The 11524-nt window shown below is 41.7% G+C and carries 7 protein-coding genes; all 7 read left to right on the top strand.

Annotated features, from left to right (window positions below):
• Window positions 1–6 precede the first annotated feature (6 nt).
• The 7 genes from G603_RS0103020 (at window position 7) to alaS (ending at window position 11126) form a co-directional block, all read left to right on the top strand.
• A complete protein-coding gene (locus G603_RS0103020; RefSeq protein ID WP_026669282.1) occupies window positions 7–2952 on the top strand; it encodes an insulinase family protein in 2946 nt (981 codons plus the stop codon).
• Window positions 2933–4027: a GTPase Era gene (gene era, locus G603_RS22745; protein WP_035791738.1), complete on the top strand. Its 1095-nt coding sequence runs from the start codon at window positions 2933–2935 to the stop codon at window positions 4025–4027. Before G603_RS0103020 ends, era begins: the two co-directional genes overlap by 20 nt.
• A 35-nt stretch (window positions 4028–4062) precedes the next feature.
• Window positions 4063–4725 carry a DNA repair protein RecO gene (gene recO, locus G603_RS0103030; protein WP_026494384.1) on the top strand — a complete coding sequence of 221 codons (663 nt, stop codon included), beginning with the start codon at window positions 4063–4065 and terminating at the stop codon, window positions 4723–4725.
• Window positions 4726–4749: 24 nt separating this feature from the next.
• Entirely contained in the window at window positions 4750–6264 is a 1515-nt protein-coding gene (locus G603_RS19010) for a carboxypeptidase M32 (RefSeq protein WP_051207396.1), read from the top strand.
• A 93-nt stretch (window positions 6265–6357) separates the two neighbouring features.
• Window positions 6358–6972, top strand: coding sequence for a hypothetical protein (locus G603_RS0103040; RefSeq protein WP_026669284.1), 615 nt, complete (start codon window positions 6358–6360; stop codon window positions 6970–6972).
• Window positions 6973–7034: 62 nt separating this feature from the next.
• The gene (locus G603_RS0103045; RefSeq protein ID WP_026669285.1) at window positions 7035–8444 is read left to right on the top strand and encodes a glycine--tRNA ligase; all 1410 of its coding nucleotides are present in this window, start codon (window positions 7035–7037) and stop codon (window positions 8442–8444) included.
• A gap of 27 nt (window positions 8445–8471) precedes the next feature.
• Window positions 8472–11126, top strand: coding sequence for an alanine--tRNA ligase (gene alaS, locus G603_RS0103050; RefSeq protein ID WP_026669286.1), 2655 nt, complete (start codon window positions 8472–8474; stop codon window positions 11124–11126).
• Window positions 11127–11524: the final 398 nt, after the last annotated feature.

The raw sequence follows: 11524 nt of genomic DNA on the forward strand, positions 1-11524 counted from the left end.
ACACGAATGAGAGTTGAAGAGCTTGCCGCTTACGAGGTATTAGAGAAAAGAAGAATAGATGATCTTAATTCTGAGAGCTATATTGTCAGACATAAAAAGACAGGCGCCAGAGTTGCTCTTCTTTCAAATGATGATAATAACAAGGTTTTTTATATAGGATTCAGAACTCCGCCCAAGGATTCTACAGGTGTTGCTCACATAATCGAGCACACTGTTCTTTGCGGTTCTAAAGAGTTCCCTATTAAGGATCCTTTTGTAGAGCTTGTAAAGGGCTCTCTTAATACATTTTTAAATGCCATGACATATCCGGATAAGACTGTTTATCCCGTGGCAAGCTGCAATGATACAGATTTTCAGAATCTGATGCATGTTTATCTTGATGCAGTTTTTTATCCCAATATTTATAAGACTAAAAAGATATTTGAGCAGGAAGGCTGGCACTATGAGATGGAGAATGAGGATGATGACCTCACCATCAATGGTGTTGTTTATAACGAAATGAAAGGCGCCTTTTCATCTGCCGATGAAGTTGTTGCCAGAGATATAAGGAAATCACTTTTCCCTGATACCACATACGGAATAGAGTCAGGCGGAGATCCTGATGAGATATATGAGCTTAAGTATGATGATTATCTTGATTTCCATAGGAAGTATTATCATCCTTCAAACAGCTATATCTATCTCTATGGTGACATGGATATGGCAGAAAAGCTCGATTATATAGATAAAAACTACCTTTCAGCTTTTGATAAGATCACTGTTGATTCTGAGATTGAGCTTCAGAAGAGCTTTGATGGCAGGAAATATCTTGAGAGCCAGTTCCCTATTATGAAGGGCGAATCCACAGAGGATAACACGTATCTGACTCTTAATTATGCAGTTGGAAGCAGTCTTGATCCCAAGCTCTATATCGCATTTGATGTTCTTGACTATGCGCTTTGTTCTGCCCCCGGTGCGCCTATTAAGCAGGCCCTCACCGATAAGGGAATAGGAAGTGAGATTTTCAGTGAGTACGACAACGGCGTAAGACAGCCGGTATTTTCAATAGTTGCAAAGAATGCTAATCCTGAACAGAGAGACGAGTTCCTTAAGACAATCGAGGACGTTCTCAGAGATCAGGTTAAGAGCGGAATAGATAAAAAGGCTCTACTGGCCGGTATCAATGCAGATGAGTTCAAGTACAGAGAGGCTGATTTTGGAAGATTCCCCAAGGGACTTCTCTATGGCCTTCAGGTTTTGGACAGCTGGCTTTATGATGACATGAAGCCCTGGATCAATATTGAGGCCAATGAGACCTTTGCAGAGCTGAAAAAGGAAGTAAAGACCGGATATTTCGAAAGACTTATTCAGGAATATCTTCTTGATAATCCCCACTGCACAACTCTTGTAGCAACTCCCAAGCAGGGACTTACAGAGGAGAAGGAAGAGCAGCTTAAGGAGAAGCTTAAGGCGTATAAAGAGACCTTAAGTAAAGAAGAGATTCAGGCTATTGTAAAGAATACTGCTGAGCTTAAGGCATATCAGGAGGAACCTGACAGTCCTGAAGATCTTGCTAAGATTCCTCTTCTTACAAGAGAAGATATGAAGAAGGAAGCTGATAAGTTCATTTATGAAGAGAGATTTGTAGGTGAGCAGAAGGTTCTATTTCATGATGTATTTACAAATGGCATTGGATATCTGAATTTTGTATTTGATATGACTAAGGTTCCTGACAGACTTTTGCCATATACACCGCTTTTAAAGCTCCTTCTGGGACTTATGGATACTGAGAATTATTCCTACAGCGATCTGTATAATGAGATAAATCTTCAGACCGGCGGAATTAACGGATCAATCAGTACATATACTGATGCAAGGGATGTCAGCAAGTTTAGGACTACTTTTGAAATCACTGTAAAAGCGCTTTATCCTCAGCTTGGTCATGCATTTGAGCTTGTTACTGAGATTCTTATGCGTACAAAGTTTGATGATAAGAAGCGTATTATTGAGATCTTGGACGAGAACTGTTCAAGACTTCGCTCAGAGCTTGCTGCAGCAGGCCATCACAGCGCAGCTTTAAGGGCAATGTCATACGTTTCAAGTGCTGCCAAGCTTTCTGATATGACTTCCGGAATCGGCGGATATCGCATGATGGAAGAGACCAGAGAGAAATTCTCATCCGATGAAAAGGCAGCTGATGAGATTATCGGATATATGAAGGAATTATCTACCATTATTTTCAGAGCAGAGAATCTTATGGTGGATTACACAGCTTCAGAGAAGGAATATGACGGAGTAAGCTCAAGAATAGAGGGATTTGCTGCAGGTCTTCACACTGAGGATTTTGATGGAAGCGGATTTACAATTGTTCCTAATAAGCTTAATGAGGGCTTCCAGACTGCAGGACAGATACAGTATGTATGCAGAGCCGGTAATTATGCATCCAAGGGACTTAAGTATGACGGTTCACTTAGGGTTCTCAAGGTTATGTTTGCTTACGATTATCTGTGGAAAAACATCAGAGTGCTGGGTGGAGCTTACGGCTGCATGAGCGGCTTTGCCAAGAATGGTGATTCATATTTTGCAACCTACAGAGATCCTCATCTTAAGAGAAGTGTTGAGGTGTTTGAGAAGGCTTCCGAGTATCTTAGAACCTTTGAGGCAGATGAGAGAACTATCACTCAGTTCATAATCGGTGCCATTAGCGAACTTGATACACCCAAGACTCCTGCCACAAAGGGAGCTTACGGTCTTACCGCTTATCTATGCCATGCGGATATGAAGGATATTCAGAAGGACAGGGATGACCTTATCTCTACAGATCAGGAAAAGATAAGAAGCCTTGCAGCATATGTTGATGCTTTCATGGAAGATGACTGTATCTGCGTTGTAGGTGATGGTAACAAGCTCGAAGAAAATAAAGATATGTTTGGAAAAGTGGAGCAGCTTATTTATGCAGGAAAATCAGAATAATAATAATGCAGCATTAAGGTGCGGATATGTGACACTGATCGGCAGACCAAATGTGGGTAAATCCACGCTTATGAATCATCTTATTGGTCAGAAGATTGCCATTACTTCACATAAGCCTCAGACCACAAGAGGCCAGATTCTGACTGTTTATACCGATGAGAGAGGGCAGATTGTTTTCCTCGATACTCCCGGTATTCATGAGTCAAAAAACAAGCTTGGAGAATACATGGTTAAGGTTGCCACCAAGACCATGGAAGAGGTTGATCTTATTCTTTGGCTGGTTGAGCCCTCAACCTTCATCGGTCAGGGTGAGCACATGATTATCGATCAGCTCCGCGAGTGCGGAAAGCAGGTAATTCTTGTTATAAACAAGATTGATACCGTTGATGCTGCTGATTTGCAGACTTTTATTGATGCATATAAAAAGGAAATGGACTATGCGGATATAGTTACTGTATCTGCTCTTAAGAGTGAGAACTTAGATGATCTTATGCAGATCATTTTTGACAGACTTCCATACGGTGATCCTTTTTATGATGATGAGGTTTTGACTAATCAGTCTGAGAGGGAAATCGTTGCGGAGATTATCCGTGAGAAGGCTCTTAGACTTTTAACTGATGAGGTGCCTCATGGTATCGCCGTAACTGTTGAGACCATGAAGACACGAAAGGCGGCAGCACCTGCCAAAAAGAAAAAATCTAAGCATGTACATCCGCCAAAGAAATCTGCAAATGCAACTTCAGGTCCTATATCAGTTTCAAATGCTGACGGAACTCCTGATCTTGATGCTATGCTGGCAGCTCTTGCAGGAGGAGCGGAGGATGCAGCAAATGTAGATGCTGCGGATAATATCATGGATATCGAAGCATCCATTATCTGCGAGAGAGATTCACATAAGGGTATCGTTATCGGAAAAAGCGGCTCCATGCTCAAAAAGATTGGCAGCCAGGCAAGAGAAGATATCGAGAAAATGGTTGGATGCAGAGTTAATTTGCAGCTTTTCGTAAAAGTTAGACGAGACTGGCGAAATGACTCACTTCAGATGAAGAATTTTGGATATAACAATCCCAAGTGATTGTAACGACCGGAGGATGAGGATTTAGCAAGGTAATGACGGAATTATCCACTGTAAACGGAATGATTATAAAAAGAGCCCCGGTTGGGGAGAATGATTTCCTTGTGACTATCCTTACATCCGAACAAGGTAAGATTACAGCCTTTGCAAAAGGGGCAAGACGACCGGGAAATCAGCTATCAGGTGTCGTCGAGCCTTTTTGTTTTGGAAGCTTTAAGATTTTTGTTGGAAGAAATTCATACACTGTCAGGGATGCTGAGATAAAGAATTTTTTTGAGGGCTTCAGGAAAGATTTTGACTGCTCCATTTATGCCACGTATTTTGCGGAGATAGCAGACTACTACACAAGAGAGAACAATGACGAAAAAGATATTCTGAAGCTTTTATACATGTCATTCAGGGCTCTTGAAAAAGATTCTATAGATAACAGGCTTGTACGATTTATTTTTGAGATAAAAACTCTTATGCTTGAAGGGGAATTTCCCGGAGTGCCAAGGGATCGAAGCTACGAAGCATCAACAACATATACACTTGAATTTATCTGGAATACACCTATAGAGAAGCTTTTTACCTTTAAGGTCAGCAGAGATGTTCTGACAGAACTTGATCATATCTGCGATGTTTACAGAAAAAGCTCGATTGACAGAAAATTAAACAGTCTTGAGATGATTAGAATGATTGAAAAAGACATGGAATAAATAAAGGAAGATATGGAGGTAGACATGGATAAGGTTTTGGAAGAAAAATTACAGGCTTTTAGGGACGTACTTAAAGAGGCAGAAATCTATGCCCATGCAACAAGATTGATTTCTTTTGACCAGGAGACAATCTGCCCTGCTAAGGGAATGCAGGATGAGGGAGAAGTAAGCGCGTTCCTTGGAAATCAGGCATTTAAGCTTATGAAAGCACCTGAGTTTATTGAAAATGCTGAATATCTCTATGAGCACAGGGATGAGCTTTCTGAACCTGACAGAGTATGCGTAGAGAGTCAGCACAGATCCTATGCAAAGACCAAGAATATTTCACCTGAAAAGAATATGGAATATTCACTAATTTATAACAAGGCTTTTGTAGACTGGACCGGTGCAAGACAGAATTCTGATTTTTCTATGTTCAGGGATTCTCTTCAGAAGGTTAAGGAAATCAACGTGGAAATGGTGGAGCTTAGAGATGAGAAGCCTGCCAGCGGAATCATCTATGATGCTCTTCTTGATGATTATGAAATAGGCATTACATCAAAGATACTGGACGAGTGCTTTGATGAATGTAAAGAGAGACTTATTCCTCTTCTTAAGAAAATTATGGAGAGTCCCAAGAAGATAAGAACAGACTTTATGCATATCGAGGTTACTGAGGTGCAGCAAAGGCGCATGACAGAAGCTCTGCTGGGAATCCTTAACTTTGACAGGTCAAGAAGTGCTTATAGCACATCAGAACACCCCTTTACCAACTGGATCGGCAAAAATGACACCAGAATTACAACTCATTATTATCCACTTGATTTCTCAGCAAGTATGTACTCTATAATCCATGAGGGAGGTCATGCACTTTTTGAGATGCTTCAGCCAGAGGATGATTATGAGCATTTCATCAACGATAACAAGACTCTTGGAATGCATGAATCAGTTTCCAGATTCTATGAGAACAGACTTGGAAGATCCAGAGCTTTTGTTAAGCTGATATATCCTAAGGTATGTGAGATTTTCCCTAATGTTATGGAGGGAGTTTCAGAGGAAGAGCTTTATGAAGCGCTCAATGTGGTTTGCCCGTCACTTATAAGAACAGAGTCAGATGAGTTCACCTATACCTTCCATATAATAATCAGATATGAGATAGAGAAGGAAATCTTTGAAGGCAAGCTTTCCATTGATGATGTACCAAGGAGATGGAAAGAAAAATACGAGGAGTACCTTGGCATTTCTCCTGAAACAGACAGAGAGGGTGTCCTTCAGGATGTACACTGGACTTTTGGATTTGGATATTTCCCTACATATGCTCTTGGAAATATGTACAATGCAATGTATTACAATCGCATGAAAAATGAGATTGATATAGACGGCTGTGTTGAGAAGGGCGATTTTGCGACGATTAACAATTGGATGAAGGAAAATGTATTTGTGAAGGCTAATCACCTGGCTCCGTCTGAATGGATAAAGGATATTACGGGAAGAGACTTTACCGCCGACGATTTCCTTAATTATATAGAAGAAAAGTTTAAGGGAATCTATGAGATCTGATTTGAAAAACGTAAAAAGGCGGTATATAATCATGTAAGTGTGCGCGTATTTATGCGCAGACCAAATAGTTACTTATATTAAGAGGGTGTTTTAGTGAGTAATAAAGTTTTAAGGAAAGCAGTTGTTACATCTGTTATTATGACTGCAGCTTTTGTTTTTGCAGGCTGCGGGAAAGGTGCGGATGTATCGAAGCTTGATAAGTCATCTATCTTAGTCAATAAAGATGGAACGGTGGAAAGCACGGTTATCGAGGATTTCACCGAGAGCTACTACGATGTGAATGAGCTAAAATCCATGGCTGAGAATGAAGTAAATGCATTTGTAGTTGCGAACGGAGAAGGGACCGCAGAACTCAAGTCTTTGGAGAGTAAAGACGGCAAAGTTAAAATGGTGATTGATTTTGCGGATTCAAGAGATTACGCTGTTTTTAACAGCGAGACCTTTTCATATATGACTGTGTCTGAGGCTATTCTTACAGGGCAGATCAATGTGAATTCACTCATTGACAGTGATGGCAATCCGATTGATTCAGAAAAGGCTGCGGCTCTTTCTGATGAACATGTTGTTATTACAGGCAGTAAGTTTGTTGTGGCAGTTCCATATAAAATTCAGTACATGACAAGCGGAGTAAGCCTTTTGGATAAGCAGATGGCTGATCTTTCCGGGACAGCTGACGGAAGCATTAGCTGTATCGTTCTGAATAAGTAATAAATGAGCATATTGCTCTTAATTAAAATATGTGAGCGTATTGCTCAGAAAGAGGAGTATCTATGAAAGCAAATGAAAAGACAATGGACAAAATCGTTGCCCTTGCCAAGGGCAGAGGCTTCATCTATCCCGGAAGTGAGATCTATGGCGGACTTGCTAACACATGGGATTATGGAAACCTTGGTGTTGAATTCAAGAACAATGTAAAGAAGGCCTGGTGGCAGAAATTTGTACAGGAGAATCCCTACAATGTAGGTGTAGACTGTGCTATTCTTATGAACCCTCAGACATGGGTTGCATCAGGACACCTTGGCGGCTTTTCAGATCCTCTTATGGACTGCAAAGAGTGTCACGAGAGATTCAGAGCAGATAAGATCATTGAGGATTTTGCTTCAGAAAATGGAATTACACTTGAGACATCTGTTGATGGATGGTCTCATGAAGAGATGGAGAACTTCATCAAGGAGCATAACGTTCCTTGTCCTTCATGTGGAAAGCATGATTTCACAAGCATCAGAGAGTTCAACCTTATGTTCAAGACATTCCAGGGTGTAACAGAGGATGCAAAGGACACGGTATATCTTCGTCCCGAGACAGCTCAGGGTATTTTCGTAAACTTTAAGAATGTACAGCGTACATCACGTAAGAAAATTCCTTTCGGTATCTGCCAGATTGGTAAGAGCTTCCGTAATGAGATCACACCCGGTAACTTTACTTTCCGTACAAGAGAGTTTGAGCAGATGGAGCTTGAGTTCTTCTGCAAGCCAGGCACACAGACTGAGTGGTTTGAGTATTGGAGAAAGACCTGCTATGAGTGGCTTCTTTCACTTGGAATCAAGGAAGAGAACCTTCGTCTCCGTGATCATGATCCTGAAGAGCTTTCATTCTACAGCGATCACACAACAGATATTGAGTACGCATTCCCCTTCACAGACTGGGGCGAGCTCTGGGGAATTGCTTCCAGAACTGATTATGACCTTACAAGACACCAGGAGACATCCGGTGAGCCTATGGAATACTTTGATGATGAGAGCAAGGAGAAGTACATTCCTTACGTTGTTGAACCTTCACTTGGTGCAGACCGTGTAACTCTTGCATTCCTTTGCGAGGCTTATGACGAGGAGAACCTTGGAACAGAAGATGCTCCCGATATGAGAACAGTTCTTCGTTTCCATCCTGCTATTGCACCTGTTAAGATCGGTATCCTTCCTCTTTCAAAGAAGCTTAACGAAGGTGCTGAGAAGATTTACGCTATGCTTTCAAAGAAGTATAACTGTGAATTTGATGACAGAGGAAACATTGGTAAGCGTTATCGCAGACAGGATGAGATTGGTACTCCTTTCTGCATTACATACGACTTTGATTCAGAGACAGATAACAAGGTAACTGTACGTTTCCGTGACAGCATGGAGCAGGAGCGTATCGCTATCGATGAACTTGAGGCATTCTTCAGTGATAAATTTGACTTCTAAGTAGAAGTAAATATAAGGAGTTTTAAGATGAAACAATTTACAGCTAATGAACTGCGTAAGGCATGGAAGCAGTTCTATATAGATCGTGGACATGTGGATTGCGGCGCTGTTTCACTGGTATCCGACGGATCAACAGGTGTTATGTTCAACGTTGCAGGCATGCAGCCCCTTATGCCTTATCTTCTTGGTAAGAAGCATCCTATGGGAACAAGACTTTGCAATGTTCAGGGATGTGTTCGTACCAATGATATCGATTCAGTAGGTGATAAGAGCCACGGTACTTTCTTTGAAATGATGGGAAGCTGGTCCCTTGGCGACTACTTCAAGAAAGAGCGTTGCCAGTGGAGTTTTGAGCTTTTGACAGAGCTTTTCGGATTCGATGCTGATCACCTTGCTGCTACTGTTTTTGCTGGTGATGAGAATGCACCCAGAGATGAAGAGGGCGCTAAATATCGTATTGAGTCAGGTTTTAAGCCTGAGAACATTTTCTATCTTCCTGCTGAGGATAACTGGTGGGGACTTGAATATGGTCCCTGTGGTCCTGACAGCGAGATGTTCTATGTGAAGGATGTTCCGGATTGCGGTCCCGATTGTGGTCCCGGATGTCACTGCGGTAAGTATACTGAGATCGGTAACGATGTTTTCATGCAGTATGAGAAGCATCATGACGGTCACCTGACACCCCTTTCTCAGAAGAATGTTGATACCGGTTGGGGGCTGGAGCGCATTCTTGCTTTCCTTAACGGCGTAGATGATGTTTACAAGATTGATCTTCACGCTCCCGTAATCGCATATATTGAAAAGGAAAGCGGAATAAAGTACGAAGCTGATGAGAAGACTACAAGATCTATGAGAATTCTTGCTGACCACACACGTACTTCCGTGATGCTTATCGGCGATGAGGCTAAGCTTCTTCCTTCCAATACAGGTGCAGGCTACATCCTTAGAAGACTTATCCGTCGTGCTGTAAGACATGCAAGAACTCTTGGCCTTAACAAGGATCAGATCCTTGGCGTAGCAAAGATTTATATTGATGAGTATAAAGATGACTATGAGCATCTTAATAAGAACCAGAAGTTTGTTCTTACAGAGCTTGAGAGAGAAATCACAAGATTCGAGTCAACTCTCGAAAACGGTATGAAGGAGTTTAAGAAGATTCTTGATAAGACTTCTTCTGCTGGTAAGAAAGAAATCGAAGGAAAAGATGCATTCTTCCTTTATGATACATTCGGATTCCCTGTTGAGCTTACAGTTGAGCTTGCACAGGAGGAAGGCTTTGGCGTTGATGAGGAAGGCTTTGCGGCTTCTATGGAAGAACAGAAGCAGAAGGCAAGAGAGAATCAGAACTTCTCAGCTAACCTTGAAGCAGGTGCAGGTGTATTTGATAATCTCGATGAATCTGTAAATACAGCGTTCCTTGGCTATGACGGACTTGACTGTGAAGGCAGTATTGTAGCTATGGCAGGCGCTGATGCTCTTACAGATGAGCTTACAGAGGGTCAGCAGGGCACTATCATCACAGATAAGACTACATTCTATGGAACAATGGGTGGTCAGGTAGGCGATATCGGTGAGATCCTTGGAAGTGACGGAGCTAAGTTTGTTGTTTCTGAGGCTATTAAGGTCGCTGGTGGAAGAACTGCTCATGAGGGTAAGGTTGTAAGCGGAAGGTTCAAGACTTCTGATAAGGTATCTCTTAAGGTAGATGCTGAGAACAGAGCAAAGACCTGCAGAAACCATTCAGCAACTCACCTTCTTCAGAAGGCACTTCAGGAAGTTCTTGGAGATGGTGTAGAGCAGGCCGGTTCATATCAGGATCCTGATAAGACAAGATTTGACTTCAGTTATCATCAGGCTATGACTGCTGATGAGATTCAGAAGGTTGAAGAGATAGTTAATGCTAAGATTTTAGAGGCGCTTCCTGTTGTTACCAAGGAGATGTCTCTTGAAGAAGCCAAGAAGACAGGAGCTATGGCTCTCTTTGGCGAGAAATATGGCGAGACAGTAAGAGTTGTAAACATGGGAGACTTCTCAATAGAGCTTTGCGGTGGTACTCATGTTGCAAACACAAGCCATATCGGACTGTTCAAGATTCTTTCAGAGAGCGGCGTTGCTGCAGGTGTTCGTCGTATCGAAGCTCTTACAGGCAATAACGCAAGAGCATACTACAAGAACGTAGAGGCTAATCTTGGAGATGCTGCTAAGGCTCTTAAGACAGCTCCTGCTGATATTACAGCTCAGATAAAGAAGCTTCAGGAGGAACTTAAAGCTCTTAGAAGTGAGAATGAGTCTCTTAAGAGTAAGGAAGCTCAGGCAGCTCTTGGTGACGTAATGGATAGTGTCATCGAAGTTAAGGGTGTTAAACTTATTGCTCAGAGCGTAAAGGGCGTTGACATGAATGGTCTTAGAGATCTCGGTGACCAGCTTAAGGCTAAGCTTGGCGAAGGTGTTGTTGTTCTTGTCTCTGAGAACGATGGTAAGGTTAACCTTATGGCAATGGCTACAGATGGAGCTATAGCTGCAGGTGCACATGCCGGAAACCTTGTTAAGGCTATTGCCGGTAAAGTCGGTGGTGGCGGCGGTGGACGTCCCAATATGGCTCAGGCGGGCGGAAAGAATCCTGCCGGAATACCGGATGCTATTGCAGAAGTTTCCGTAGCACTTGAAGGTCAGATAAAATAAGAAAAAATGCAAGAAAAAACAGCTTGTCTTTCTATTCGTTTCGAAAGCAAGCTGTTTTTAATAGATAAAAATATTAAATATCGTTATTTTTGAAAAGATTTCTTAAAATATTATATTTTAAGAAAGTGGTGACTTGTAAAAGATAATTCCACTTTGTAAGACTAACTTCCACCTTGTAGGAGTAAATTCCACGGGGTGGAGTTTTCTTTTTACAAAAATGATGGATTTTATCCACATTTACGGCTATAATAGCACAAAAGTCGGAAAAATGCGTATGACAATCAGAAGTCGAGTTCACGTTGTCCTGTTAAGAGTTAGTGAATTCCACCCCTAAGAGAAGTAGGTATGAAAGTCATCCAACTACGCAGAACTCCGGCTTTTTTATTATGAAATGGAAG

The sequence above is a fragment of the Butyrivibrio sp. AE3006 genome (assembly GCF_000424165.1).
In the GTDB taxonomy this organism is placed as follows: Bacteria; Bacillota; Clostridia; order Lachnospirales; family Lachnospiraceae; genus Butyrivibrio.